Annotated in this window: 1 pseudogene; it reads right to left on the bottom strand. The window is 39.2% G+C overall.

Going from position 1 to position 418, the window contains the following annotated elements:
• Nucleotides 1–139: 139 nt before the first annotated feature.
• A pseudogene (locus AB4496_RS29540) lies at nt 140–418 on the bottom strand (SAM-dependent methyltransferase); the annotation flags it as partial.

The raw sequence follows: 418 nt of genomic DNA, 5'->3' as shown, positions 1-418 counted from the left end.
ATTTGATAGCACTATCAACCTTACGAATTTAAACATATTCCCTCTGATACCAATAGAACAGCTAACGTCCCAATAAACGGTGAGTGTACGAGTGCCATAATGAAGCGAAACGGAATCGGCACACGTTTATGAATCCGACTTAACTGCTTTGTGAACTGGCTTTTCTAGCGATCACTAAACCATGATTACTTGATCCCAAAAGGCTTGCTTCGTCGCAATTTGCCAAATGATAATCTAACCATGTCTGATATTGGGATGGCGTAAAGTTATTAACACCGTTAGATATGTAACGTCCAAATCCATCTGTTGCTGCGTGTCCAATTACATTAAACCCATTTTTGTTTACAAGATTTTCAATTTCACTAGGCGTTGCGAAATACCCGACCTTGAAAAAACTATCGGCTTTAGCGTTTGATAC

Origin of the sequence: Vibrio sp. 10N.222.46.A1, from assembly GCF_041473595.1 — a bacterium.
GTDB classification, from domain to species: domain Bacteria; phylum Pseudomonadota; class Gammaproteobacteria; order Enterobacterales; family Vibrionaceae; genus Vibrio; species Vibrio tasmaniensis_A.
The sequence above is the reverse complement of the archived record's forward strand: the minus strand, read 5'-3'. Positions and strand labels throughout refer to the sequence as shown.